The sequence below is a fragment of the Mesorhizobium sp. M1A.F.Ca.IN.020.06.1.1 genome (assembly GCF_004023265.1).
GTDB lineage: Bacteria > Pseudomonadota > Alphaproteobacteria > Rhizobiales > Rhizobiaceae > Mesorhizobium.
The window spans coordinates 1-553 of sequence record NZ_RZSR01001716.1 but is presented as its reverse complement, the minus strand read 5'-3'; the positions used below and the strand labels follow the sequence as shown (position 1 = coordinate 553).

General features: G+C 68.9%; 1 protein-coding gene. It reads left to right on the top strand.

All coding sequences use genetic code 11. From position 1 onward, the window contains the following. On the top strand, nucleotides 1-489 hold a 489-nt coding region (locus EOA60_RS36525; protein WP_128312807.1), incomplete at its 5' end, for a methyltransferase domain-containing protein. Nucleotides 490-553 lie beyond the last annotated feature (64 nt).

Sequence of the window (553 nt, the reverse complement as noted above, 5' to 3'; positions counted from 1 at the left end):
TGCATCGACCGCATGCTGCTCGTCCACTCGCTCGAACATGTCGAAAATCCGCGTGAGACGCTGAACGAGATCTGGCGCGTGCTGTCGCCGGCGGGCAGGGTCGTCATCGTCGTGCCCAACCGGCGCGGCGTCTGGGCGCGTTTCGAGCACACGCCCTTCGGCAACGGCCGGCCGTTCTCGCGCGGCCAGCTCACCGAATTGCTGCGCGAGGCCAATTTCACGCCGGCCGCATGGTCGGATGCGCTGTTCTTCCCGCCATCGCCGCGGCGCTCCATGATGCAGTTCCACAACGTGCTGGAGCGCGCCGGCCGGCGGCTCTGGCCGATCTTTTCCGGGGTCATCGTCGTCGAGGCACAGAAGCGGCTCTACCAGGGCGTGCCTGTCGCGCAGCGCGCGTCGCGCCGCGTCTTCGTGCCGGTGTTCTCGCCGCAGGGCGCAACGACGCTCGGACGTCGGGCCGACGACCCGGTGCCGCGGGCGGGCGGATGACGCGTTCGTGATCGGGGCCAAGCCTTGCGTCATACGGCAATCGTCACCCTATCTCAGAGGCGGG